This window comes from Paraburkholderia sprentiae WSM5005, assembly GCF_001865575.2.
GTDB lineage: Bacteria > Pseudomonadota > Gammaproteobacteria > Burkholderiales > Burkholderiaceae > Paraburkholderia > Paraburkholderia sprentiae.
Genome location: NZ_CP017565.2, coordinates 298,014 through 322,373 on the forward strand (window position 1 = coordinate 298,014; position 24,360 = coordinate 322,373).

Annotated in this window: 18 protein-coding genes and 2 pseudogenes; 9 read left to right on the forward strand and 11 right to left on the reverse strand. The window is 59.7% G+C overall.

Translation table 11 applies throughout. From position 1 onward, the window contains the following. Window positions 1-7: 7 nt before the first annotated feature. The 5 genes and pseudogenes from BJG93_RS35120 to BJG93_RS35140 all read right to left on the reverse strand — a co-directional run bounded on the left by BJG93_RS35120 (window position 8) and on the right by BJG93_RS35140 (window position 7,138). Complete coding sequence (locus tag BJG93_RS35120; RefSeq protein WP_051374124.1) at window positions 8-1,618, reverse strand: DUF1302 domain-containing protein; 1,611 nt, start codon at window positions 1,616-1,618, stop codon at window positions 8-10. A 332-nt stretch (window positions 1,619-1,950) separates the two neighbouring features. Beyond that, window positions 1,951-3,102, reverse strand: a pseudogene (locus BJG93_RS35125) (acetyl-CoA C-acyltransferase); the annotation flags it as partial. A 789-nt stretch (window positions 3,103-3,891) separates the two neighbouring features. Beyond that, on the reverse strand, window positions 3,892-5,202 hold the full coding sequence (locus tag BJG93_RS35130; protein WP_034476900.1) for an oxidoreductase: 1,311 nt from the start codon (window positions 5,200-5,202) through the stop codon (window positions 3,892-3,894). A gap of 446 nt (window positions 5,203-5,648) precedes the next feature. Beyond that, window positions 5,649-6,266 (reverse strand): TetR/AcrR family transcriptional regulator, encoded by a 618-nt coding sequence (locus tag BJG93_RS35135; RefSeq protein WP_071336780.1) that lies wholly within the window; start codon window positions 6,264-6,266, stop codon window positions 5,649-5,651. Then, window positions 6,263-7,138 carry a helix-turn-helix domain-containing protein gene (locus tag BJG93_RS35140; protein ID WP_051374122.1) on the reverse strand — a complete coding sequence of 292 codons (876 nt, stop codon included), beginning with the start codon at window positions 7,136-7,138 and terminating at the stop codon, window positions 6,263-6,265. Before BJG93_RS35140 ends, BJG93_RS35135 begins: the two co-directional genes overlap by 4 nt. 135 nt (window positions 7,139-7,273) lie before the next feature. Between BJG93_RS35140 and BJG93_RS35145 the strand changes: the two genes are divergently transcribed. From BJG93_RS35145 to BJG93_RS35160, 4 genes are read left to right on the forward strand one after another with little or no spacing between them, the layout of a single operon-like run. Further along, window positions 7,274-8,461, forward strand: coding sequence for an acetyl-CoA C-acyltransferase (locus tag BJG93_RS35145; RefSeq protein WP_071336798.1), 1,188 nt, complete (start codon window positions 7,274-7,276; stop codon window positions 8,459-8,461). Continuing rightward, window positions 8,461-10,107 carry a class I adenylate-forming enzyme family protein gene (locus BJG93_RS35150; protein WP_034476897.1) on the forward strand — a complete coding sequence of 549 codons (1,647 nt, stop codon included), beginning with the start codon at window positions 8,461-8,463 and terminating at the stop codon, window positions 10,105-10,107. The genes BJG93_RS35145 and BJG93_RS35150 overlap by 1 nt, the downstream gene beginning before the upstream one ends. After that, window positions 10,104-12,263, forward strand: a complete 2,160-nt coding sequence (locus BJG93_RS35155) for a 3-hydroxyacyl-CoA dehydrogenase NAD-binding domain-containing protein (protein WP_027193693.1) — start codon at window positions 10,104-10,106, stop codon at window positions 12,261-12,263. Before BJG93_RS35150 ends, BJG93_RS35155 begins: the two co-directional genes overlap by 4 nt. Continuing rightward, on the forward strand, window positions 12,260-13,033 hold the full coding sequence (locus BJG93_RS35160) for a crotonase/enoyl-CoA hydratase family protein (RefSeq protein WP_027193692.1): 774 nt from the start codon (window positions 12,260-12,262) through the stop codon (window positions 13,031-13,033). Before BJG93_RS35155 ends, BJG93_RS35160 begins: the two co-directional genes overlap by 4 nt. A gap of 605 nt (window positions 13,034-13,638) precedes the next feature. Here BJG93_RS35160 and BJG93_RS35165 read toward each other — a convergent pair. Further along, complete coding sequence (locus tag BJG93_RS35165) at window positions 13,639-14,136, reverse strand: flavin reductase family protein (RefSeq protein ID WP_231337689.1); 498 nt, start codon at window positions 14,134-14,136, stop codon at window positions 13,639-13,641. Between the two features lie 614 nt (window positions 14,137-14,750). Here BJG93_RS35165 and BJG93_RS35170 point away from each other — a divergent pair. Next, a pseudogene (locus BJG93_RS35170) lies at window positions 14,751-14,973 on the forward strand (IS4 family transposase); the annotation flags it as partial. A gap of 98 nt (window positions 14,974-15,071) precedes the next feature. On the opposite strand, the gene BJG93_RS35175 reads toward BJG93_RS35170, so the two are convergent. From BJG93_RS35175 to BJG93_RS35190, 4 genes are read right to left on the reverse strand one after another with little or no spacing between them, the layout of a single operon-like run. Further along, window positions 15,072-15,866, reverse strand: a complete 795-nt coding sequence (locus BJG93_RS35175) for a class I SAM-dependent methyltransferase (RefSeq protein WP_051374121.1) — start codon at window positions 15,864-15,866, stop codon at window positions 15,072-15,074. 42 nt (window positions 15,867-15,908) lie between these two features. Continuing rightward, the gene (locus tag BJG93_RS35180; RefSeq protein ID WP_051374120.1) at window positions 15,909-16,559 is read right to left on the reverse strand and encodes an NAD(P)H-dependent oxidoreductase; all 651 of its coding nucleotides are present in this window, start codon (window positions 16,557-16,559) and stop codon (window positions 15,909-15,911) included. Window positions 16,560-16,593: 34 nt separating this feature from the next. Beyond that, window positions 16,594-17,559, reverse strand: coding sequence for a PDR/VanB family oxidoreductase (locus BJG93_RS35185; RefSeq protein WP_027193689.1), 966 nt, complete (start codon window positions 17,557-17,559; stop codon window positions 16,594-16,596). A 56-nt stretch (window positions 17,560-17,615) separates the two neighbouring features. Next, window positions 17,616-18,176 carry a nuclear transport factor 2 family protein gene (locus BJG93_RS35190; RefSeq protein ID WP_082194434.1) on the reverse strand — a complete coding sequence of 187 codons (561 nt, stop codon included), beginning with the start codon at window positions 18,174-18,176 and terminating at the stop codon, window positions 17,616-17,618. A 171-nt stretch (window positions 18,177-18,347) separates the two neighbouring features. Here BJG93_RS35190 and BJG93_RS35195 point away from each other — a divergent pair, with 171 nt between their 5' ends. Together BJG93_RS35195 and BJG93_RS35200 are read left to right on the forward strand one after the other, a co-directional pair. Beyond that, window positions 18,348-19,304, forward strand: a complete 957-nt coding sequence (locus tag BJG93_RS35195; RefSeq protein WP_051374117.1) for an SDR family NAD(P)-dependent oxidoreductase — start codon at window positions 18,348-18,350, stop codon at window positions 19,302-19,304. 29 nt (window positions 19,305-19,333) lie between these two features. Further along, window positions 19,334-20,209, forward strand: a complete 876-nt coding sequence (locus BJG93_RS35200; RefSeq protein ID WP_154671654.1) for an alpha/beta hydrolase — start codon at window positions 19,334-19,336, stop codon at window positions 20,207-20,209. Window positions 20,210-20,526: 317 nt separating this feature from the next. Here the strand turns inward: BJG93_RS35200 and BJG93_RS35205 are convergent, their stop codons facing one another. Further along, window positions 20,527-21,282: a TetR/AcrR family transcriptional regulator gene (locus BJG93_RS35205; protein WP_027193688.1), complete on the reverse strand. Its 756-nt coding sequence runs from the start codon at window positions 21,280-21,282 to the stop codon at window positions 20,527-20,529. Between the two features lie 657 nt (window positions 21,283-21,939). Here BJG93_RS35205 and BJG93_RS35210 point away from each other — a divergent pair. After that, the gene (locus BJG93_RS35210) at window positions 21,940-23,052 is read left to right on the forward strand and encodes an LLM class flavin-dependent oxidoreductase (protein ID WP_027193687.1); all 1,113 of its coding nucleotides are present in this window, start codon (window positions 21,940-21,942) and stop codon (window positions 23,050-23,052) included. Window positions 23,053-23,092: 40 nt separating this feature from the next. Then, on the forward strand, window positions 23,093-24,352 hold the full coding sequence (locus BJG93_RS35215) for a Rieske 2Fe-2S domain-containing protein (RefSeq protein ID WP_051374115.1): 1,260 nt from the start codon (window positions 23,093-23,095) through the stop codon (window positions 24,350-24,352). Window positions 24,353-24,360: the final 8 nt, after the last annotated feature.

The following is a 24,360-nucleotide window of genomic DNA, read 5'->3' on the forward strand; positions in this document are numbered from 1 at the left end:
CTTTGGATCAGAAAGTAGTGCTTACGGACAGCGCGACGAAGTCACGATCTTTCATGTACTGCCCGTAGGTGAGGCTCGCGGGGGCGCCGGCTAATATCGGAGCACTTGGGCCGTAGAAGTGCGTGTAGGCCAAACTGAAGTACCACTGGTCGAGGTAGGTGCCCTTCACGCCGATGCTCATGTCGCCGCCGTTTGTTGCGGGCAGCGAGGGGCCCAGGGCTTGCGAACGTGAGCCGGCGGGACTCCAGCCGATGCCGAGGGGCACGCTGATGTCCAGGCCCGGCAGCACCTGGCGGTAGGTCGGCTCCAGCACCATGCGGAATGCCCAGGCGTCGCGCGTGGAGTTGGGATCGAGCGCCTGGGGGTTCTTCTGCACCGACAGCACGCGGTTCCACATGACTTCGGCGGTCAGCGAGGCTTCGCGGGCCAAGGGCGACGAAGGCAGGGTCCAGAGCGTGCTGGCGTTCATGTGGGCGGTGCGTCCCACGGCATAGGCGGGATTGCCGCTGTTGTTGTTGGCCGCCGTGCCGGTCAGCGCCGACACGTCACTGGCGCGGGGGGAGGCCAGATCCTGGTTGTTGCGGATCGATGCCTCGATTGCCAGCTGGATGTCGCCGAAGGTGTGCGAGGCGCTGGCGCCCAAAGCGGTGATGCCCTCCTGGTAGACCAGGTGGTAGTTGGTCGGCACGCCGGCGGCCCCGATGTCAGTGACTACCTGCGGGTTCTTGTCGTTGAAGCGTACAGCGTACAGGCCGAAGTCGGTATCAAGCGCCGAGAAGCGCAGTTCCAGACCGCCCTGGCCACTGTTTTTCGCGTCCTGGTTCCGGCCCCGAAACAAAGGGTTGGGATCGCCGGGGATGTACAGGCCTTCGCCGCCTGCGGGCTCGAAATCCAGGCCGGAGAAATAGCTGCCGGCTGGGGGCAGGCGGTTGGCCTCCCAGGTGAACTGGTAGAAGGCGCCCACCGAAACGGCGGGGGTCAGTTGCCATTGCGCCGACAGTTGCGGTACCGGCAGTATGGCTTCCTTGAACTGTGTGCTGGGCACGGAGGCCAGCTTGACGACGTCCGAGGGGGCCATGGCGCCGGCGATGGCGTTGCTGCCGAAGAACAGACTTTCGCCCCACAGCACCGAGTGCTGGCCGGCTCGCACGTTCAGACGCGTGCTGCCGATGTCGAATCCGCCGAACATGAAGGCATCCAACAGCTCAGCATCGCGGCCCTCGAGGGTGCGGGTCGTGGGGTTGAAGGTGTTATAGGCGCCGGAGAAGCGGTTGGCGGTACCCGGAGAGTTGTTGTCGTTATATGTGTTGTAGACGCTGTCGTACCAGGCCGCCCCACTGACACGAAAGCCATAGCGCTGCTTATAGACCACGTCGAGCTCGCTCAGCCAGTCCACGCGGTTGGAGATCAGGCCCGGTTTGAAGTTGCGATCGCCATCATCCGTGTTGGCGGAGAAGGCGTTGCCAGTGAGCAGCGAGTTGCTCTGACCATTCACCCTGAACGCATTGCTGTATTTCAGCGTGTTGTCCCAGCGGACGGAAAGATCGTCATTGCCCGTGCCGATATTGAAAGCATGCGCCTGGGGAGTGGCGCAGGCCGCCGCCGCCAATGCGAGCATGCCCAAGCGATGATTGGGTTTCTTGCAGTGTTCCACCTTTGTCTCCTCTCGCGCGTCGTGTTGTGTTGTGTTGTGTTGTGTTGGGGGGGGGCTGTCTGGTAGGAATCCTAAATTGGCTCGCCGAGGAATTTGTAGCAGTCCAGCAGCAACGCGGCGGTTCTTTGCGCGTTGCCGACCGGGTCTTCGCGTTCCCATCGGGAAATCTGGAACGACGCCTCCCAGACGCGTTTGACGCGCGGAATGCGGCGGCTGCTGTAGGCCTCCAGCGCCTGCGCGGCCTTGCCCGGGGCGGCCAGGCACTCGGCCAGCACCACGGCGTCTTCGATAGCCCTGCCGCCGCCCGAGGTCATCGATACGACTACATACCGGACCTTTCGTCGCCGTCCTTCGAGCAACGCGTGTCCGACGAGCCGTGCACCGGTCATGCCGTAGGGATGCCCGACGGAAATGCCTCCGCCGTGAACGTTGTAGCTGAGCGGGTCAATACCAAGCCGGTCGCGGCAGTAGAGAGCCTGGCACGCAAACGCCTCGTTCAATTCCCACAGGCCCACGTCCTGAACTCGCAGACCGTGATGGGCCAGAAGTTTCGGGATGGCATAGACTGGGCCAATGCCCATTTCCTCCGGCGCACAACCAGCCACGGCCATGCCAAGGTAGGTACCGAGAATGTCTAGTCCACGCCTCTCCGCGAGCTGGCTGTCCATCAAGACGCACGCGGACGCCCCATCTGAGAGCTGACTTGCATTGCCCGCCGTCACCCGCCCTCCCTCCAGAACCGGTTGCAATTTCTGGAGATTGTCCAACGTCGTGTCGGGTCGATTGCCCTCATCGCGCGCAAGTTCGACCTCCTTGAATGAGATCGTCTGAGTAGCGTTGTCGACCACCTTCATCGTTGTGCGGATGGGAACGATCTCATCGTCAAACACGCCGGCCCGTTGCGCCGCCGCCGTTCGCAACTGCGATTCGAGTGCGTACTCGTCTTGCGCGATCCGGCTGAGGCCGTACTTTTCCGACACGAATTCTGCGGTCTGCAACATCGGCATGTAGGCATGCGCGGCAGAAGCGACGACTGCGGGATCCTGCTCGTCCGCTGTCCAAGCCATGTACCGCTCCTGCAAGGCGGAAATGTTCTCCTGACCGCCTGCGACAACGATTTGCATTCCATCAACCATGATCTGCTTGGCGGCAGTCGCGATCGCCATCAAACCTGACGAGCACTGGCGGTCAAGAGTTTGACCGGACACGGTCTCAGGTAGGCCTGCGGCCAGTGCCGCAAAACGTGCCAGATTCCCTCCTGCCGTTCCTGCACCAAGCACGGTGCCTACAACAACGTCGTCAACTTCGGATCCCTCAGCTGATGCTCGCCGCACCGCGTGACGGATGGCATGCCCCATCAGGGTTGGAGATTTCGTGCAATTCAGCGACCCGCGGAACGCTTTGCCGATGGGCGTTCGCGCCGTCGAAACAATGACCGCTCTTCGCAATTTCGTTCCCCTATAGCACTTTTAGCAGGCCTCACTGTAAATCGAACACCAAGCAAATGCTTGTTTAAACATGCCGTGAAATGCCTGCGCACCGCTAGGGGAAACACTACTGATCGAAGCATGACAACCTAGCATATGCTTGGTCTCATGCCTTACATCACATCGCAGACAGCCAAGGACACGTCACCGGGTCGCGCACAGCGCAAGGCGACCGCACGCTGGTGAGTGCGAGCACGCGTAAGTCGATGGGGCATTGAGCAAGATAAATGATGTTCGAGGGACGAAGTAAAACGGCGGCAATGGAGCCCCGCTTTCCGATGCCTCGTGATTAACCCGATTGATGTCAACGCGCCGTACTGGAAGTGGGCTTGGCTTAACCCAGCCATCCAGGACTGCGGCGAACATGGCGATCCTCTCGAAACGGTCCGCCATCGTTGTTGCGCCAGGCGGGCAACATGCAGGGTGATCAAATCGGTCAGCCGCCATCGCATAAATGCGGCCGAACGGCAATGGCGGAGCCTGCTAGCGCAATTAGTCGTCCTACTAGCAGAATTAATCAACCTCAACAACTGTAAAGTAATCCGGATCCAGCAGGAGACCGCCGAGGCAACGCCTTGGCCCCTGCGGGCTGCTGCCACCGAATAGTAAGGCGATGCAGGCGTTGCCGATCTTCCGCTCAATAAGGATGGGGTAAATCTGCTCGTATCTGGTAGCTATGCGGCTCCGCCAACCATTGAGTTGCGGCCCTATGTGCGCAATCTCGATGTTCGTCAGCTTCGAGATTTCTGATCAGTCGAGGTGTTTATCCCCCTTCGGTTTTTTCATGAACCGCCCAACAAGCCCCATGAACAAGGGCGAACGCGTTAGTCTGAGGATGATCGGCTCTATTGGCGCTTTCACAAGCCGGTTCAGCGGCGCCAGTTCCCCAGGCTTACGACTTTCACGGCCCATTCTTGGATTCACCGAACAACGCACCGGCATGGCCAAAGCCATGCGCCGCGCGCACAGCATGTCGCGATCGCAACGGACGATGTCGTTGGTCCGTCCTTCGATGGCTTTCTGCGCATAGTCAGGATCGGCGAGCATCTGGCGAGCTTCCAGGACCAGATCGCCATGCCCGTCGGCGATGGCTCGCGCCGCTCGTAACGGGTCGTGGAGCGTGCTGAGCATCACCGGCACCGACAGCTCACGCTTGAACACACGCGCGTCACCATTGTCAACCAGGTTCTCGCCGTCTCGGTCCGGCATCCGATTCATAGATTCATAGCAACCGTACACGAGCGCAACATAGTCGATGCCTGCCTTTTCCACTTCCTTCGCGATGGCGACAAAGCCCTCGGGTCCTTGCCCGTCCGGCATGTAGTCGTTGGCTGTGATACGCAGGCCGATGACGAAGTGGGGGCCTACGCGCTCACGAATCCCCTTCACAATGTCTACGAGCATGCGCGCGCGATTTTCAACAGAACCGCCATACTGGTCCGTCCGCCAATTCGTCCGCGGCGACACGAAGGACGCGAGGAAATAGCTCATGATTGCCGGGATTTCGACGCCGTCCCAACCAGCGCGGTGAAGCCGGTCAGCGGTAGCGACCATCTCGGTCTGAAGGCCCTCGATCTCTGCGACGGTCGCTTCTCTCGGTACGGGTGTCGCCATCTCGCCCCCGGGGATGGGCATGCCCAATACAGCGCCGCGCATAACAACGTTGATCGGGCTTGCGGAGATTACGTCGCGTCCGGGACCTGGTCGTCCCATCCGGCCCATACTAGGCGATATCTCGCCGATGATCGGAGTGCCGTGCGCATGGACCGCCGTGGCAAGTTTTGCAAGGTCAGGGAAGAATTCCTCGATGTCGGCTCTGATGCCGCCCGCAAAGGGAGTTTCCGCGATGGCGCGCGCCGCACCGCTGCAACTGACGATGATCATTCCAACGCCGCCCCGGGCCCGGGCCTTGAAAAAGGCGATGGTCTGTGCTGTCGGCTTACCCTCTCTGGATGCGCCGGTTGCCGCCATAGGTCCCATGACCAGACGGTTCTTGAGGGTGAGCCTGTTGATATTGATGGGCTGGGAAAGAACTGCGGCTGCTTCTTTTGGCGTGGTCACTGGTATCCTCTCTGCGATGTTGTCGTTACAACGATGCTTGCCGCGTCTGTGAGTACATCCGTGATGCCTGAATTCGCGGCTGCACAGAAGGGCAACTCCATTTCACCAAAGTGAGTACTGTCTACTCGGCCAACTTCACGAACCTGCTGCGAAGTCTTTGCGGCCTTCGATACAATTTGTCGAAACAGACCGCCGCAACGTGGCATTCTGTACGATTGGAACAGGCAGCGCCGCCTGCCTGCGGCCCTTCGCTGTCCATTCCCGGATTCTCCGCGAAGCGGAAAAGATGCCCAACGCGAATCGTTTCACTGGAGACCCGTGCGATGCATGTCGGATGATCCCGTCGGGGCTGCGAGTCGAATGTGAGTGGTGGCACAGGCACGTGCGTAACTGTGGGTCGCGTCTTGCGTATCGACGAACTAGCCGGACTGTGCCATCCAAGACCACTATTGTTCTTCCAGAACGAGCCGGACCAGTGCATCGCCAAAGTCCTCAGTCGTATATTTTCCGCCTGGTTTAAGCCAGGTCATGGCATGCCGCAGCGATCCGAAGATAACCTGTTCAGCGATCACAGGGTCGCAACGCAGCAGGCCAGATTCGTGACAGGCGTGAAGAGTCCGAATCCAGCTGTCGCGGTAGCGTGCCCGATATCGCTTCAGCTCCTGCAACGCAGACGGCGGGGCATCGCGCCAATCGAAATAGAGAACCATATGAAAGTCCTTCCGCTCATCATGAATGACTGCATCCAATTCCAGACGAATCAACTCACGTAACTGACGATATGGGTCCTGATCTGCCGCAAGGACTTTGTCGAATCCAATAGAAACGGTGAGAAACGCTTCTCGCATGATCTCGACAAGCATTTCTTCCTTCGACGCGAAATGATGAAAGAGACTTCCAGACAAAAGGCCGACGGAATCGGCAATGTCCCTCACCGTTGTACCTTTGTATCCCCGCGAGCGGAATAGCGCCGCGGCGGCACGGAGGATTTTGTCGCGCGGCACTTCTTCGTTGGAGCGGCGCGCACGTCTTCTCGCTGGAACCGACATATCAGTCATCTTCATTTGGTTTCGCTGTTGCAAGTGATGTCCGCTGTATTCGCGCACATCAAGTCTCTGGGTGTAATGCCGCAGAAACGACGCACTGAGTGGCTTAAGTGTGTCAGGTCCGCATGGCCGGTCTCGAGCGCCAGCTCGGTGATGGATTCGTCTGCGTCTAAACTCTCGAGGAAGTTTCTAACACGCTTCCATGCGCGCAGTTTGCGAAGCGGGATACCGACTTCCGATTTGAACAGGTGTAGCAAGCGCGAAAGTGAAACATTGACGATGCCGGCGAGATCAATTGCGCTGTCTTGCGCGGACGGTTCCTCACGAATTCTATCCAGCACGCGTTCGATCCGCGGATCGAGGTCGCGACGGGTGAGAGTCGCGCCGAAGATCTTCCACTCGGCATCGAGAGCGCTGAGCCTCTGCGGAGCAGCGGTCTGCTGCAAATCTCTAACGAGATGCAGCACCCGCTGCCTTAGCAGGTCCAATTGAGGCTGTCCGGCTATGTTCGGCAACTCCTTTTGGAGGTCGAATACTTCAGGCTCGAGCAGGACCATGTGCACTTCACCTTTACTGTCGCCGACCTCGAAGCGGTGAGGGGTGTGGTCGGGCACAACCGTGACGCAGCAGTTTTGCCAATGTTCTTCGCCCACCTGGATGCAGAATCCACAGTCTGATTCAGACACATAGACGACGGCAGCCCCCAAGCCGTGAACGGCGTCGGCAATTGGCATGCTGCGCAAGAGCAACATTTCTGCAGAAGCCACAAGCAATGCTGGGCCGCACTTGCAGTGCGTGGGCTGCCAGCGTGCGGTCGCCTTGCGCTGTGCGCGACCCGGTGACGTGTCCTTGGCTGTGTGCGATGTGATGTAAGGCATAAAACCAAGCATATGCTAGGTTGTCCTGCTTCGATCAGTAGTGTTTCCCCTAGCGATGCTCGGGCGTTTCACGGCATGTTTAAACAAGCATTTGCTTGGTATTGGATTTACAGTGAGACCTGCCAAAAGTGCTATAGGGGAACGAAATTGCGAAGAGCGGTCATTGTTTCGACGGCGCGAACGCCCATCGGCAAAGCGTTCCGCGGGTCGCTGAATTGCACGAAATCTCCAACCCTGATGGGGCATGCCATCCGTCACGCGGTGCGGCGAGCATCAGCTGAGGGATCCGAAGTTGACGACGTTGTTGTAGGCACCGTGCTTGGTGCAGGAACGGCAGGAGGGAATCTGGCACGTTTTGCGGCACTGGCCGCAGGCCTACCTGAGACCGTGTCCGGTCAAACTCTTGACCGCCAGTGCTCGTCAGGTTTGATGGCGATCGCGACTGCCGCCAAGCAGATCATGGTTGATGGAATGCAAATCGTTGTCGCAGGCGGTCAGGAGAACATTTCCGCCTTGCAGGAGCGGTACATGGCTTGGACAGCGGACGAGCAGGATCCCGCAGTCGTCGCTTCTGCCGCGCATGCCTACATGCCGATGTTGCAGACCGCAGAATTCGTGTCGGAAAAGTACGGCCTCAGCCGGATCGCGCAAGACGAGTACGCACTCGAATCGCAGTTGCGAACGGCGGCGGCGCAACGGGCCGGCGTGTTTGACGATGAGATCGTTCCCATCCGCACAACGATGAAGGTGGTCGACAACGCTACTCAGACGATCTCATTCAAGGAGGTCGAACTTGCGCGCGATGAGGGCAATCGACCCGACACGACGTTGGACAATCTCCAGAAATTGCAACCGGTTCTGGAGGGAGGGCGGGTGACGGCGGGCAATGCAAGTCAGCTCTCAGATGGGGCGTCCGCGTGCGTCTTGATGGACAGCCAGCTCGCGGAGAGGCGTGGACTAGACATTCTCGGTACCTACCTTGGCATGGCCGTGGCTGGTTGTGCGCCGGAGGAAATGGGCATTGGCCCAGTCTATGCCATCCCGAAACTTCTGGCCCATCACGGTCTGCGAGTTCAGGACGTGGGCCTGTGGGAATTGAACGAGGCGTTTGCGTGCCAGGCTCTCTACTGCCGCGACCGGCTTGGTATTGACCCGCTCAGCTACAACGTTCACGGCGGAGGCATTTCCGTCGGGCATCCCTACGGCATGACCGGTGCACGGCTCGTCGGACACGCGTTGCTCGAAGGACGGCGACGAAAGGTCCGGTATGTAGTCGTATCGATGTGCGTGGGTGGTGGCATGGGTGCTGCAGCTCTTTTTGAGGTTGCCATGTGATGCGAAATGAGAAGTCAATCTCCCGTCGTATCTGGACGCGATACTACAGCGATCCGGAAGCACAATTCGCGCTGCGGAAGGACAACGGCCTGGCCATTTTCCGCGAGGCAGTTCGAAGGAACTCCGGCGGCGCAGCCATTCACTATTTCGACGCGACGATCAGCTACGGGGAGCTCGACGAGCTCTCGGGAAAGTTTGCGGCGTGGCTGCACTCGCGCGGAGTGGGCGTGGGTGATCGCGTAGCGCTGTACCTGCAAAACGTCCCGCAGTTTCTCATCTGTCTTCTGGGCGCATGGAAGGTGGGCGCAGTCGGCGTCAGTATCAACCCGATGAATCGCTCCCGGGAGCTATCGCTCCTGCTTGCTGATTCGGGATCGAAGGTGCTGGTTCTGCATCCGGAGCTTTTCGAGGAGACAGCTTGCGAAGTGCTTCGGAGCTTCCCCGATGTCACTACTGTGACGACGTCGGCACGCGATTTTCAGGCGCGCAACGACGAAAGGATTTTTACTGAGGGCGGAATTGATTGCTGTGAAGGCACGCTGAATCTCAAAAGCGTGCTGGCTTGTTCGGGGCATGCCCTCCATTCAGTGGGTGTTTCGCCAGAGTCGAGCGCAATGCTGGTCTACACCTCCGGCACGACGGGTGTGCCGAAGGCCGCCGTCGTCTCGCATTTGAACTTCGCGTACGGTGCGGAAATCTGGCATCGCTGGATCAGCTTGCCGGATGGAGCTCCCGTGCTCGGTATGGCGCCGCTGTTCCACATCACGGGGCTGATGGCGCATCTTGGCCTGTGCTGGGCCGCAGCCTCTCCGGTCATTCTTTGTATGCGCTTTCATCCGCAAGTGGCGGCCGATGCAGCCACGGAGTGGAGCGCGCGGTTTGTCGTCGGGGCTATCACTGCCTTCATCGCAATGCTGAACCATCCAGACATCACCCGCGAGCACCTGGCGTCGCTAACGAATGTGTACACCGGTGGGGCGCCTGTGCCAGCGACAGTGGTAGACGACTTCGAGCGCAAATTCGGTCAGAGGATCAGGAACTGTTACGGCCTAACCGAGAGCACCTCGCTGGCAATCGGGATTCCGCCGACGGCGACCGCTCCCATCGGTGCGCTTGGTTCGATCTCTATAGGCGTTCCCGTTTGGGACACAGACGTATGCATCGTCGGAGATGACGGTGACCCTGTGCCCCATGAAGAGGTTGGTGAGATACGGATCAGGGGTCCCCAAATCGTCTCGGGCTATTGGCAACGCGAACAGGAGACGGGCGAGACCTTCCGTGGCGGCTGGCTCTGCACCGGTGATGTCGGGTATATGGATTCGAATGGCTGGGTCTTCGTTGTTGACAGAAAGAAGGATGTGATCATCGCTTCCGGTTACAAGGTATGGCCGAAAGAAGTCGAGGATGTCATCTACGGACATCCGGCGATCCGGGAGGTGGCTGTGGTCGGTGCGCAGGACCCGTACCGGGGCGAGACGGTGAAGGCCGTCGTCAGCCTGAAACCCGGATTCTCCCTTGAACCGGAGGAACTCATCGCCTACTGCAAGGAGCGCATGGCGGCTTACAAGTATCCTCGTATCGTCGAGGTCATCTCCGATCTGCCGAAGACGGTAACTGGCAAGATCCTGCGGAGGGAATTGCGATGAACTCAACCCAAAAAAGGCCGTCCGACGTCGTACGTTTTGAGGCGCGCGAAACACTAGGCGTGGTGCTGATCGATTCTCCGCCCTTGAATGTGCTCACCGGGCAGGTCATCGCTGGACTTGCCGATGCCTTGGATGCCTTCGAGCGCGACCGATCACTTCGGGCACTTGTTGTCTGTTGCGCGGGGCGGACATTTGTCGTAGGCGGCGACCTGCACGCGCTGGATTCGGCGGAGTTCACGTCCGCACCTTATAACCACATCCTTGCCCGCCTGGAGTCCTGTGATCGGCCTGTGTTCTGTGCCCTGCATGGCAATGTACTGGGCGGGGGACTCGAGCTTGCGCTGGCGTGTCACTACAGAGTCGCGCTGGTCGATACCCGTTTGGGCCTGCCGGAGATCAAGATCGGTGTGCTCCCTGGCTCTTTGGGAACTCAGAGGTTGCCCCGGCTTATTCCGGCTCAGGACGCTATCTCGATGATGTTAAGCGGTCAAGCTATCGACGCGAGGGCGGCATTCAAGAGCGGCCTGATCGATTTGATTGACGAGGTACATCCCAACGCTCTGGAATCCGGCGTGCGGTTTGCGGAAGCGCAGCTTTCCAGGGGCGCGGGCGCTCGCCCTACGCGGGCTCTCCCGGTCAAGGCGGAAGGTCTTCCGCGCGACTACTTCACAAAAAAACTGGCAGAAGCGGAGAAGTCCCCGGTTCCCGCCGCGCGCGCGATCGTTGAGTGCGTCCAGGTGGCGGTGGAAGATAGCTTCGATGTCGGGGAGCAACTCGAGGCGTTGCGCTTCGACCAATGCCGCAGGTCGAAGCAGTCTACCGCGATGCGACATGTGTTCTTTGCCGAGCGTGAGGCGCGGCAGGTTCCAGGAATTGGAGCAGGCACCGACCAGAGGGTGCTCCGCAAGATAGGAGTGGTTGGGGCCGGTACCATGGGAGCCGGCATTGCGATGAACTTCATGAACATCGGCATACCAACAGTCCTCCTCGAAACACGACAGGAATTGCTGGACAAGGGTCTCGCAAACATTCGCGCCACCTACAATTCCGGCGTAAAGAAAGGTCGGCTCGATGAAACGACCGCCCGCCGACGCCTTGAGTGTTTGGAGGGCACGTTGCAAGAGGGCGATCTGGCGGACTGCGATCTTGTCATTGAGGCCGTGTTCGAGGATCTTGAGCTCAAGCAATCGCTCATGCGGCGGCTGGGCCGCATCTGCAGGCAAGGGGCGATCCTCGCCACAAATACTTCCACACTTGATGTCGACGCGATCGCACTGGCAAGCGGAAGAGCGTCTGACGTCGTTGGATTGCACTTCTTCAGTCCCGCACATGTCATGCGGCTGCTAGAGGTAGTACGGGGTGCCCGCACATCGCCTGACGTACTCGCCACCACCGTGGCGCTTGCCGGGCGGCTCGGAAAGGTACCGGTGGTTAGCGGTGTCTGCTACGGATTCGTTGGTAACCGCATGGCAGAGCCCTACATGCGTGAAGCCGAGTTCCTGCTTTTGGAAGGCGCCACGCCGCAACAGATCGACGACGCGGTGCAAGATGTTTTGCGGCTTGGCATGGCAATGGGGCCGTGTCGCATGCTTGACCTGGCGGGCATTGATGTTGGTGCGAAGACGCTGATCGAACTGGGCAAACAAGGCGGGCTCCCGCCGGACCCATCCTATAGGGTTGTTTGCCAGCAGCTCTTTCGCGACGGGCGTTGGGGGCAGAAGACAGGCAGCGGCTACTACCGCTATGTGGGGCGCGCTCGTGAGCCCGAACCGCTCACTTCTGACGTATGTGAGATATTGGCAAATGAGTTCGATATCCGCCGTGGGCGCACAATCAGCGATGGGGAAATCTGTGAGCGCCTGATGCTGCCACTGATAAACGAGGGGTTCAGGATCCTGGAAGAGGAAATTGCAATGCGCCCGGGTGACATTGACGTGGTCTGGACCGCGGGCTACGGGTTCCCGGCTCACCGTGGTGGTCCGATGTGGATGGCAAACGCATGGGGCCTGCCTAACGTGCTTGATCGTATCCAGCACTATCAACGCACATTAGGAAATCGCTTCGGATATTGGACACCGGCGAAACTTCTCGTGGAGCTTGCACAGCAGGGTGCCACGATCAATCGTCTCGCGGCCTCCAAAGCGGGGGTGGCATGAGCGAAGCCAATGCCGCGGTCAGGCTGGATATCGACGGTCCGGTTTTGATCATTACACTGTCCAGGCCAAAGGTTTTGAACGCAGTCAACACTGAAATGTCGAAAGAGCTCTCGGCTGCGATCCGGGAACTGGACCATCGGTCGGATTTGAGGGTGGGGGTCATTACAGGAGCGGGGGGAAATTTCTGCGCCGGGATGGACTTGAAGGCGTTCGCTCAGGGCGAGCGGCCGTTCCTGGAGGAAGGAGGGTTTGCCGGACTGGTAGAAAAGCTTCCGACCAAGCCCCTCATTGCTGCGGTCGAAGGCTACGCCCTCGCGGGCGGCTTCGAAATCGTGTTGTCCTGCGACATGCTGGTTGCTTCGCGTAATGCGCAGTTTGGCCTGCCAGAAGTTCGGCGTGGATTGATCGCGGCTGCGGGGGGGCTGTTGCGTTTGCCACGCCTTATCGCTCGGAATCTTGCGATGGAGCTCGCGCTCACGGGGCGCAACCTGACTGCAGAAGAGGCATGGGAAGCGGGACTTTTGAATCGGCTGGTAGATGTCGGAGGGGCGCTTCCCGCGGCGCTCGACGTTGCGCGTATTGTCGCATCGGGTGCGCCGATGTCGGTCGCGACCAGCAAGAACCTGATATTGCACGGAAGGACGTGGGCCGAGTCGGATATGTTCGATCGCCAGAAGCCTGCAGCCGATGCAGTACTCGCATCGCAGGACGCGATCGAGGGTGCCCGTGCATTCGTGCAGAAGCGCGAACCTGTGTGGGTTGGACGTTAGCAGCTGACAGCCGACACCAGGAACCGGTGCGTAATGTGCATTTCGCTCGGGTCTTCTACGTCGGTTCGTTGTTGCAATCGAGCCTTTTCGGTGCCTCGATATGGTGCTGATCTTCAGCGACAGCACCTGACCGTGGGGACGACGTTCCGCCGGTCCCCGGTGCGTCCGCTGCGTCCCGGGACCGCCGCACGCTGTTGCGGCAGGCACTACGGCGAGACGGCAGCTACGCCTCGCTCGTCATAGGCTGGCCTTCGGGTGTCAGCGTCAGCAACAACTTTAGGGCTTCCCCATGCTGGTGTTTGGGCGGCCTCGATCCTTCCCATACCCGTGCGGCGAAAGCCCGGCCATGGGCATCAGGGGCGCGCCGTTTGCAACCGGCTGAGGCCCGGTGTGTTATCCGGTGGTGCTCGACCTGGTCAGCAGGCCTATCGTCGATAAGCGACGTCAGTCCATCCGTATATGAACTGACACTATGCGCATTGGGTATCGTGTAGCTGTAGCGGCGCAACGAGGGCGTGATCCAAGCGGGTCGTCCGCAACTGGCGTTCCCGCAGACATTGCTCGATGCGATAGTAACTCGTGCGCATCGTCGCGGTGACGACTGATCAGAGAGCATTTTCGAGTGAAGTGAATCGCCCCGCGTGAAACACCAATGGTGCACCATCCCGGCTTGCCGTGCGCACAACTCGACCAACGAAGAGCAGGTGATCGCCTGCGTCCCGGCAGTCATCATGCGCACAGACGAGCGTTGCGATCGCCCCATCAATAACTGGGACGCATTCGGGTGCTTCGATTAATGCCACGTCGATAAACTTGTCTGCAACGCCGGAGCTGGCAAAACGACGCGCCAAATGCTCGTGGTCGCACGAAAGAAAATTAATCGCAAAATGGGAGCAGTGGCGAAACGCTGCAAGATTCGGCGAATGGTTGTCGAGGCTCCAGAGAATGAGTGGTGGTTCGAGCGAGAGCGTGGCGAAGGAATTGATGGTCAAGCCGACGGAGCGCCTCTCGGGCGTGCGCGTGGTAACGATGGCCACGCCCGTTGGGTAAGTGCCGAAGAGCTTGCGCAACGCTCGTGGTTCAGGTTCAGCGTTTGACCACATTGAAGTCGAAGTCGCATTACAGACCTCGGGAGTGCTGCAGCTCGGCATATGATGTCCCTTAAACTATGGCCCATGCGGCCTGTTGTCGCCCAGCAGGGCTTGCACTCTGCCTCGTTAAAACGGCTCAGAGATGATTCAAGTCATCTCATCGGAGGCGTCCCGCGCTGGCTGTTCCGCCTGAATGCCCTCAAGCTTGAACTGGCCGACCAGTTTCGCAAGTCTGCCTGTTCGGTCCTTCAGTGAGCTGGCTGCTGCCGAAGCCCTTTCGACGAGTGCTGCGTTCCTTTGCGTGACCTGGTCCCCGAGCTCGTCGGTCGAAGTGCCTCGACGCGTACATAGCATCCCTGATGTGAGCTGAAGTGCCTGAACTCGATGACTCGAACTGGCATCGCGGGATTCGGTGCAAGCCAATTTTCGACCATCAAACGCAGATTTTCCTGAGCTAGCCATCGGCTGTTCCTTCATTTCCGTTGATCGGCACCCTATGAGCGTAGCCGCGATGCAACTTGTGCGACAGAGAATCGAATCCTTCGCACAGTTCTTCGAAGGCGTCAGGACAAACCGGCGCCAGCCTTGCATAACCTTTGTACTACAAACTTTTAACTCAAGCCTTCACAAGCGAGAACGCGGTGAAGACGCAAATCTGGTGCGCCGTTTTCAACTACGTGCTGATTGCCATCGTCAACAACGACTTTCAACGCGATGCCTCGCTCTACACCTTTACAGATTCTTTCGGCATGTGTGTTCGAGAATTCGGAGATCTCGCGCGCTTTGCGGCCCGATCGATCACTCCCGCAAATGCCGCAATCTAACCATCTGAACTTGTTCGAAACTTAACCGGACACCACTGATTGAACATACTGTTTAAGGCGGGCCTTCGATTCAAGCCGGATTTGACCACGAATAGGAGCGTAGGACGAGAAACAGCATCGGCTTTACGCTTTTCGCACGCCTGTGATCACCGCATAGTCCATGCTTGCGATGAACGTGCCGTCGGTTGCGCGATTGTGGCGCTCAAGGATCGTGATATAGCCTTCTCTAAACGTTTGACGCTGTGGCGCGGTAAGACGCGTGAGGAGCCCACGGATGTTGGGGTTCCAGCGCGAGACGTGGCCGAACGATGCTGCGGCCGACGGAAAGCAGGTGTCGGTGCTTTGATAGCGCACGCGCACAAGGTCGAACCATGGATTCAGCAGCGCTCCGGCGCGTGGCCCATGCGACCAGGCGTAATGCGGGTGCTCGGGGCGACCCGGGGGCTTCACGAGCTCCTGAACCATTTCATACACCTGCGCAGGGATGCTCTGCGCGGTATAGGCGGTCAGCGCGATGACGCCGCCTGGTCGCACGACGCGCGCCAGTTCGCACGCTGCGGCCTCCTGATCAGGCAGGAACACGAGACCGAGCGTCGAAAGCGCAACGTCGAAACTGCCGTCGGCAAACGGTATTGCGCGGGCATCGGCGCTTTGGAAATCGATGCCGTCCAGCGCCTCGGCCTCAGCGCGCCGGCGCGCACGCGCAAGCGAGGTTTCGTCGATGTCAACCGCGGTCACCTGTGCGCGCCGGCGCGCCGCGGCAAGCGCGGCGTGCCCGGTACCGCAGGCAATGTCGAGCACTCGTGTGCCGGCGGAAAAGCCTAGCTCCGCGATCAGTCGCTCTGTCGCGAGCGCTTGTTCAGTGGCGAGCTGTTGATAGTCATCATCGGGGTCGGCGGCGCTGAACGGCTGCGTCACAATGGTTCTCCGGTGGAAATCAAAGAAAAAAGCAGGGCGGTATCAGCGGGCGGTGGCCTGGCTGTACTTCTCGAGGAGCCCTGCCCGGTGGCCTCGAAGGACCGCAGTAGTGGTGGCGAGCTCGTCGACCAGATCCACCAGCTTGTCGTACTGTGGTGACGGTTTCATGCGGCCATCGGCGTCGAACGCCTCCTGCACCATTGGTACGCACAGCTGACTTGGCGTCACGAACATGCCGAGCCATCGCCCCACTGTGGCCAGCGCGCCCGATGTGTTATAGCTGGGGCCGGCCCCGCAGACCTGCACGGTAGCGAGCGGCTTGGCCGCAAACAGGGGAGTGCCCTTGATCGCTGGCGGACAGCTGTCGAGCTGATTCTTGATAATCGCGGAGAAGGTGCCGTAATTCTCCGGGCTGCACCACAGCTGTCCCTCGGACCACAAGACTGCCTCATGCAGTTCCTTCACCTTCTCGTGGTCTGCGGGCACGGTCCCGGGCACCGGAAGTCCCACGGGGTCGAAGACGCGAACGTCGCCGCCCAGATGGCGCAACAGCCGTGCGGCCTCCTCAACCAGCAGGTGGCTGAATGAGCCTGACCGGGCCGAACCGTAGAGCAAAAGGAAGCGCGCAGGGTTGCTATCAGGCGTGCGGGCGGGCAATCGTGCCTGGTCCAAGGCGGGCAGGTTGGTAGTCATGAGTTCTCCTCCGAATCGGCAGCTTTCAGCTGGGTTAAATGTCGAGCGTTAGCGAAGGGCTCTTCGAGCCAGAGCAGCAGATCATCATCTTCCTGCCCATGGCGCGTTCGGCATCGCTCAATATTAGATCGCGGTGATCAGGCGTCCCTGCGAGGACGCGGGTTTCGCAGGCGCCACACACCCCCTGCTCACAAGAAAAAGCGACGTCAAAGCCCTCACGCTGTAGCGTTTCCAGAATTGTCTTGCCAGGTTCTACGCGAAGAATCCGGCCGCTTTTCGCAAGATGGAGGTCAAAGCAACCATCCTTGGCGACCGAAACGTCACCTTTGAAATATTCGAAATGGACGTGTGCGTCGTCTATCGTAAGGTCCCGGCAAGTGGCCCGGAACGAGTCGAGCATTCCGCCGGGGCCGCAGCAATAAACGTGGTCGTTCGGCGCGAGCGCGCCGATTACTGCGGCGAGGTCCAGCAATGTGCCACCCGGTTCATGGTCGACGTTCAGTATCACCTCTCCCGCACCGGCTGCAGCCAGCGCCTGAAGCTCATCGAGCAGCGCTGCGCGCTCGCGGGTGCGTACACAATAGTGCAGTCGCCACGGCCGTGCTATATCGTTCAGCCGTGCCGCCATCGGCACGAAGGGGGTGACGCCGATGCCCCCTGCTACAAATACCGAGAGGTTCGCTGTTTCGTCCAACGGAAAGTTATTGCACGCTGCCCCAATGCCAATCAACGCGCCGGGACGCAGCTGATCGGCGAGAAAAACAGAGCCGCCCGTGCTGGCTGCATCGCGCGCAACGGTAATCCGATAGCCTTTGTCACTGTAGATTCGTGACAATGAATAACTGCGCATTAGCCCATTCGGTAGATGGACGTCAATGTGCGAACCGGGCTCGAACGGCGGGAGGGGAGCGCTATCCGTTGCCGCCAGATACAACGAGAAGACATCGGTGGCTTCCCAGGCAATACTTTGCACCCGCATGATGCGAACTGATTCGGTCATACCATCTCTACTTGATAGAAGGGCGCACCACGTCCGGTTGTTAGCCGGGGTCGGTGTTAAACGAGCGAATGAAACGGCTTTTCGCCGAACATCTCGAACGAAACGTCGCTGCTATTACGTTGACCAGCAAGTGACGCGTGCTGGTAGACGGGATCGCTGCCCTCCATGATCCGTGCCCAATCGACCACCTTGTCGCGCCGGACGATACGCCATCGGCTTTCACGTTTCTCGAAGATGTCGATGTACCGAGAGGCGATGATCAGATCCTTCATGTCATCGCCCATCGGGGTCAGATGCCGGCCGATTTCGTATGACTCCACACGTGCGCGATCGCCCTCCAGGTCGATCAGAATGTTGCCGATCAAATGCTGGACATGCTCGGTCTTCTGCTGGATCGCCAGCGCGGCCTGCAACCATTCGCCGAAATCGACTGCCTCGGGGGTGCCCCACCGGATCCTGGCGTCCGAAAAGAAGCCGGAGGCGAGGAGCTCCGCGTCGATCCGGTCCATTCCGCGGTTAATCCGGTAGAGGCAGGTTCGGATGTCCTCACGCGCGACGAGCTCATTCACTCGTTGTGTAAGCGCGTCAATGCGTGATTGCTGTTCAGTGTTGGGCATGCTTGTCTCCTTCTGTTGATTTGCCTTGATGCGTGTCCGTCTCTGTGACAGACTATAGCTAATCTTGTCCAACTGAGCAAGATAGTGGCGTCAAATTCAGTTTGTAGAACGGTCCAGCACATGTGTGATGTTGCGGCTGCCGGTTGACGGAAAATCAAGGAGACAGCGTTGATGAATATAAAAGGCAAGGTTGCAATCGTCACTGGTGGCGGCAGAGGAATCGGTCGAGCACATGCGCTCGCGCTTGCCCGTGCAGGGGCTAGCGTCGTCGTTAATGACATCGGTAAGGAATTCAGCGGCGAGGGGGAGGCGAGCGCCGCACCAGCAGAGGCCGTGGCCGCAGGGATTCTGCGTGATGGCGGATCTGCCGTCGCGAACGCCACTGACATCTCGGACTGGGACGCTGTTGGTGGACTTGTCGAAGCCACGCTGGCTGCCTTTGGGCGTCTGGACATCGTTGTAAATAACGCCGGGATCACGCGCGGCGTGCCTATCGCAAAGGCGACGCGAAAGGACTGGGAGCAGACGATTGCCGTCAACCTCAACGGCGCCGCGGCACTGACCCACTGGGCGGCTGCATATTGGGCCGGGCAAGAGCCTGAGGCGGGGCGCCGGATTATCAATACGACTTCAGGTATGGGGTTGACGCCGATGCCCGGCGATTCGGCGTATTCCGCTTCCAAGGCGGCCCTCGCGATGCTGACGATGTGCAGCGCGATGGAGCTGGCGCCTCTGGGGGTGCGCGTCAACGGAGTTGCTCCTGTCGCCCGCACGCGAATCAGCGAGAGCGTGGCTGCTGATCTGATGAAACCGGTTACCGCGGGGTTCGATCGCATGTCGCCTGATCACGTCGCAGCGCTGGTAGCTTATCTCGCGTCATCTAACTGCCGCTTCACTGGACGCATGCTGGGCGTTATTGGCGACGATGTCACGCTGTTCGACGGCTGGTCGGTGAGCCGCGATTTGAATAACGGTGAGCAGGACTGGTCCCCTGACGGGTTGGCCACTGCTTTGGCAGAGTTGCCGCTGGTGCAAGAAGGACTCACACAAGGCCTGAAGGCGACGATGCCTTATCCATTTCCGCCGCCCTCCGTCCTTGAGGCGCTCGCCGCTGTCGAAAAGGCTTGAGGTTCCGTACACTTTTCAGGATCTACGACATGACGAATTTTGGGACCGAGCAGGTGCCCGGCGAGTGTCGTCGAGCACTTTCCGTTGACATATTCAAACCTGGGACTACGAATGGAGTCGGAGTCATCCTACTTCATGGCGGCGGCTGGGCGTCGGGCGATCGGCGGATGATGCACGGGTACGCTGAAGTTCTGGCGAAGACGGGGTTCGTTGTGCTCGCGGCCGAATACCGCCTGCTTCATGAGGCGCCGTGGCCCAGCCAGATCGAGGATGTGCGCGACATGGTGCGATGGGCACGCGCGCAAAGCAGCCGGTTGGGAATCGACCCGGACAAGATTGCGTTACAGGGTTATTCGGCAGGTGCGCACATCGCGCTGATGGTCGCGGGCACGCAGTCCGGCTCCGGCAACGAGGGCGCTGTTCCCGGCAATCCGTCGGGAGCGCAGGTGGCGGCGGTCGTCTCATTTTTCGCGCCGGCGCGCCTTGCAACGGATCCTGTCGCCATGGAACGCCCTCCGCTCGCGTTGCTTCTGCAGGGCGGCGGCGAGGAGGCGGCGCGCGCGGCGAGCCCAATCCATTTTGTTAACTCGCGTTTTCCCAGCACTCTCATCCTTGGGGGCATGGCGGATTACATGCAGCCCCTCGACGCCGGGATGGATCTGCTGAGCGCATTCGTCGATGCGGGAGCAGAGGTCGAGTTCCACTACCTTCATTCACAGCGGCACGAGTTCGCAATGACCCCGGCGATGATCGATGGAGTGATGGCGGAAGTTGCGTTCTTCTATCGTCGCACGCTGATCGATCGCGCTGCTCTGGAGGCTGAGGCGCGGGCGATAAATCCGTTCGCGCGTGCATCCAGTCAGCGGGAATTCGTGCAAATGATGGCCGTAGCGCAGCCACGCTGAGTGGGGTGGAACAACGCGGGGAGGAACGCAGGCAATGCACGCGTTCCCCCCGCGTCTTTCTTTTTCCCAAGGCTTCGCTGAGGACTGCACCTTCACGGTATTCAAGCGCTGGCCTTCGGGCCGCGAGGCACTGTCATTTCAGCTTGGGGTGCGATGACCGTTTGGAAGCACTTCGCACTCGCCGATCGTATAGTCTCGTGTGAACGGTACCGACTACGTGGATTGGCGGTGGTTGACAAGGACGTTCCGACTGAGGGTGCCGGCTTCGCTATCGAGGGCGGGCATGCCGCCTCGACCTTCACACCTGGCGTGAAGCCCTACTGGGTGGACCGTTTGCGTGCAACCCGGGCAGAGGACGGCTTTGCTGTTGACGGCCGGAAAAAGAGGCTCAAGCAAAGTTCTACGTGCCGCTCGATGAAGTCCTTATCGAACGGCGATACGCCGACATGATGCTCGATCTCTGGTGCCAGTCCAAAGATTCGCGTCGCCGCGCCGATGAACAGAAAGTGCAGGTGTGCTGGGTCGCCGTCAACGAAGCGACCGGCGGCCTGGAGCTGTCGGATAAGATCAAGCGTGTACTCGAGGTCCTGTGAGCGGATCCGGTTAAGCAGCCAGTGCAGACGATTTGACTGCCCGGCGACCTCGTACGAAAACAACCAGCCGAGCTCTGGTCTTGCGCCTGACATCCGTATGAAGTCGCCGTAAACGGCACGCAGGACGACTTCCGGATCGCTACCCTTTAACTGATCAACCGTTCGCACAAACTGATCATGCAACTCGCCGAGCGCGAGCTCCATTACCGCCTGCCAGACGGCTAGCTTCGTCTCATAGTGGTAGATGACGAGTCCGTGCGGCACCCCTGCGCGGTCCGCTATTGAGCGCGTCGTAGCGCCATCGAAGCCCTGCGTCGCGAACTCTCGAAGCGCTGCGTCGAGGATTTTGCGACGCGTTGCTACCGCGCGACCCTGGCGACGGCGGACATTGACCATGTCGTCGTCTGCTGAGTCGACCTCAGCAGATGTCGAGGGTTCGGGGATGGTGCTTGTGACAGCCTGTTTCGTTGTTCTGCGCATGCTCTGATCCTATGGTACGAGCCTCCTTTGTTCGTGCGACTCGTTCTCGTATCCCCACCGGCCACTTCACTTCGTGCTGCGTGGCTGCGTCCTGGTGAACCGTTCTGGCTTGCTTCGTCGATGCTCGACATCCTTGCGCCAACCTGTCGCGTTGGTTCAGTTCGTGCAACTTCGTTGCTGAACTTCTGCAGCTGGACCAATGGTATCCCTTAACCAGTTTGCGCTGACATACCGCTTTCTCAGCAAGGGCGCACGCGGGATCGATTCCGACGAACCTGGTCGACGGCCTATCCCAGCTAAACGGCCGCTCAATGCCTTTGCCATGGCTGACTGGCTAAGTCTCTCGCTGAGGGCGAGTTATCCGGCGACGCGTTGTCCATTGCCTGCCAGACGGGGGCTCCGCCCCAGCACGTGGCGAGGCATCGGACGACGATGGTGGAAGCTATTTCAACGGCATCTCAGAGCCGTGAGTATATCGCCCGCCCGCTCATGGGTATGGAAAGTATCTAGTGCAAATGGACAATATAACTTGTAGCATCCGTTCTCAGTTGACATGAACTACTCGCGTCGACTGTGGGGGCGTACGCGAGCTCGGAGGGAGCTGCCGCTCGACGTGGTGAAGACCGCCGGCCTGTTTCGGCAAGATGGAGACATTGAATGATCAAACCTTGGCTTTTCGAATTTTTTCGCGCGCCGACCGAAAAGGGCGTATTAATCCAGAGTCCGCGCGCTGGAGTGACGCCTGCGGACGTAGCGGACGAATTTGCGAGTTTCTGGGCGATGTGGACCCGCGCCGAAGGCTATGGCTTCGAAGGCATCTTCTTTAGCGAGCACCATTTTGGTCCTGGCTATAGCCCCTCGCCCAATCTGTTGATCGCCGCACTGGCGCCAGTCACAAGCAAGCTCAGGCTCGGCGTCATGGGCATGGTGCTGCCGTACTATCAGCCTTGGCGGGTCATCGAGGAGATCGGTATGCTCGATCACCTGACAAGAGGCCGGCTGGAGGTTGGAACCGCTGCGGGTATTCCGCCCGAAATGGCGAAAGTGGGTCTCGGTGTTGTCGAGGCGAATGAGCGAAACCTCGAAGCGCTCGAAATCCTGGACTGGGCACTCGCCCATCCCGGCGAACCCGTCACCCATCACGGCAAGTATTGGGACTTTGAGAATCTGACTCTGGTGCCCATGCCATCGCAGCGTCCGTCCCCGAATCGCTGGACGACGGTGGTGAGCGAGGCGTCAGCGCGCCGTGCGGCATGGCGTGGCACGCGCATTTGCACGGGCTTCTCGTCCGTGGAACAAGTGCAGAAGGTATTCGGCGGCTATCGTGAGGAAGCCGGGAAAGCGGGCCTCGCAGTGTCTGAAGATTTGTTAGGTCTGCGACGAATCATCATGGTCGACCGTGATGGTGATAAGGCCCGTGATCTGGCGGCGCAGGTGGAGGAGCAGGTGCGCAACATGTTCCTCAAGCATGACGACAAGGTGAATCACGGCCCGGTGCCAGATGCGCCGCAAAAGTCGCATGGTGGGATTCCGCTTTCGAGTGACGAATTTATCGCTGGCTCTCCGGTCGAGGTTGCGGACCTCATCGCTGCGCAGTGCGAGGCTACCGGTGCGGGCCATCTGCTTGCCATGCTCGACAACCATGGCGGTCCTGCAGAGAACCGCGTCGCGTTCGACCTTTTTGGTCAGGAAGTGGTGCCGCTGCTGCGCCAGGCGAATGTTGGCGGTGAAGGGCGCCATGCACTGGAGGCTACGAACGAGCAAGTGTAAGTCGTTCGTTTGAATCAGAGGGAAAAAGAGGAGACACAAGATGGGCGACGAACGCGCAGTGGAGATTGATACTGGCACCGGCTACGGCATTAAGCAGCCCGCCTACCGGCGGGAGTTGGTTGAGGTGGAGCAGGGGACTCCGATGGGTGAGCTCATGCGGCGATACTGGCAGCCGTTTGCCCTTTCCGAGGATCTCACCGACAAGCCTCGCAGGGTGCGCTTGCTCGGGGAGAATTTGATCGCGTTTCGCGACAAGCAGGGGCGCGCAGGATTGGTCCATGAGCGTTGCGCCCACCGCGGCACCAGCCTCTATTTCGGTCGGGTTGAGGAAGACGGTATCCGCTGCTGCTATCACGGGTGGAAGTTCGACGTTCGGGGGCGCTGCCTTAACCAACCGGCTGAAGTCGATGGTGGACGCCATCGCGCCAAGGTCTGTCAGCCATGGTATCCCGTCGAGGAGCGCTATGGCCTCGCCTATGCTTATATGGGTCCGCCCGAGAAAAAACCTGTGTTGCCACGGTGGGAGCATCTGGAGAACCTGGCGGACGATGAGTACGTCGAGGTCCGTTGGAAGCCGGGTTATGGGCCGCTGAACGATCAACCGTACAACCCGCTCAACTTCAATTTCCTCCAGGCGTATGAGAACACGCTGGACGCGGCACATCTTCCATGGTTGCACTTTCACCACTCGGGCGATCAATTTACGGGTGCCCCGTTGATGCGCGTCGATGGCGATGACGCTGAGCTGCCGCCCTATGCGCACGTCAAGAATCTCGCCGGACAGATTGTTTCCGGGCGTTCCGTGTTGGGCGTCAAGCAGGGTGTTCCCATGCCGGTTCCGGGGCAGGGACTCTTCCTTGCTTCCAACGAGGCAATTGTCCCCAATATTGCGGTAGTGGCAACGCTGATCGATCTCCTCTACTTCGTGCCAGTTGACAACACACACTACTTCAATTTTTTGCTGTTCCGCTCAAAGAAGGGCCAAAAGCGCGGCGAGTTCGACCTGGTGCACATGGGCAAGACGTGGTGGGAGCTGACGGAAGAGGAGCGTCAGAGCATGCCAGGCGACTATGAAGCTCAGTCGAGCATCGGTACGCTCCCAGCGCACAACCGCGAGCATCTGGCTCAGAGCGATGTGCCACTTGCTCTTCTGCGCCGGCGACTGGCAGAAGCGGTCAAGGACGTGCAGGAAGGACGTGACCCGCCCGGGGTGCAATTTGGCGCCGACGCGCCACCACTGCGGATTGGCGCTCACGGGATGATTCCCTACACGCCGGCTACTGAAGGGACTACGTTCTAACGAACTCA

Excerpts from the sequence above, each read along its gene's own strand:
- BJG93_RS35120 (WP_051374124.1), bottom strand. The coding sequence starts at position 1,618 with ATGCTCGCATTGGCGGCGGCGGCCTGCGCCACTCCCCAGGCGCATGCT.
- BJG93_RS35135 (WP_071336780.1), bottom strand. The coding sequence starts at position 6,266 with ATGAAGATGACTGATATGTCGGTTCCAGCGAGAAGACGTGCGCGCCGC.
- BJG93_RS35140 (WP_051374122.1), bottom strand. The coding sequence starts at position 7,138 with ATGCTTGGTTTTATGCCTTACATCACATCGCACACAGCCAAGGACACG.
- BJG93_RS35150 (WP_034476897.1), top strand. The coding sequence starts at position 8,461 with ATGCGAAATGAGAAGTCAATCTCCCGTCGTATCTGGACGCGATACTAC.
- BJG93_RS35155 (WP_027193693.1), top strand. The coding sequence starts at position 10,104 with ATGAACTCAACCCAAAAAAGGCCGTCCGACGTCGTACGTTTTGAGGCG.
- BJG93_RS35160 (WP_027193692.1), top strand. The coding sequence starts at position 12,260 with ATGAGCGAAGCCAATGCCGCGGTCAGGCTGGATATCGACGGTCCGGTT.
- BJG93_RS35165 (WP_231337689.1), bottom strand. The coding sequence starts at position 14,136 with ATGTGGTCAAACGCTGAACCTGAACCACGAGCGTTGCGCAAGCTCTTC.
- BJG93_RS35180 (WP_051374120.1), bottom strand. The coding sequence starts at position 16,559 with ATGACTACCAACCTGCCCGCCTTGGACCAGGCACGATTGCCCGCCCGC.
- BJG93_RS35185 (WP_027193689.1), bottom strand. The coding sequence starts at position 17,559 with ATGACCGAATCAGTTCGCATCATGCGGGTGCAAAGTATTGCCTGGGAA.
- BJG93_RS35190 (WP_082194434.1), bottom strand. The coding sequence starts at position 18,176 with ATGCCCAACACTGAACAGCAATCACGCATTGACGCGCTTACACAACGA.
- BJG93_RS35195 (WP_051374117.1), top strand. The coding sequence starts at position 18,348 with ATGAATATAAAAGGCAAGGTTGCAATCGTCACTGGTGGCGGCAGAGGA.
- BJG93_RS35200 (WP_154671654.1), top strand. The coding sequence starts at position 19,334 with ATGACGAATTTTGGGACCGAGCAGGTGCCCGGCGAGTGTCGTCGAGCA.
- BJG93_RS35205 (WP_027193688.1), bottom strand. The coding sequence starts at position 21,282 with ATGCGCAGAACAACGAAACAGGCTGTCACAAGCACCATCCCCGAACCC.
- BJG93_RS35210 (WP_027193687.1), top strand. The coding sequence starts at position 21,940 with ATGATCAAACCTTGGCTTTTCGAATTTTTTCGCGCGCCGACCGAAAAG.
- BJG93_RS35215 (WP_051374115.1), top strand. The coding sequence starts at position 23,093 with ATGGGCGACGAACGCGCAGTGGAGATTGATACTGGCACCGGCTACGGC.